A 241-nucleotide genomic window follows, 5' to 3' on the forward strand; every position below is an offset into this window, starting at 1 on the left:
TTGAAAGTGTTGCAAGCCGCCCATATCAGCGATGATGAGTATTTCAGTCAGATGGTACGGGATGACCTCAACCTCATTATCCGGGATATTCGAGAAGCCCATAAAAAGGACAGTGAGAGTGCACCCCAGACCACTGTTGCCAATGAACTGAAAGAAAATCTGGAAGCGGTCGAAAATTTCAAGGGCAGCCGTGATGAAAAGCTGGTTGTCCTTTACTGTAAGCAGCTTGGTATCAACTATA

General features: G+C 45.6%; 1 pseudogene. It reads left to right on the forward strand.

Features of this window, described 5'->3' with window-relative positions:
* Positions 1-241 (forward strand): annotated as a pseudogene (locus tag PGZ10_RS16500) (hypothetical protein); the annotation flags it as partial.

Source organism: Coprococcus sp. AF102-57 (assembly GCF_027686195.1).
In the GTDB taxonomy this organism is placed as follows: domain Bacteria; phylum Bacillota; class Clostridia; order Lachnospirales; family Lachnospiraceae; genus Allocoprococcus; species Allocoprococcus comes.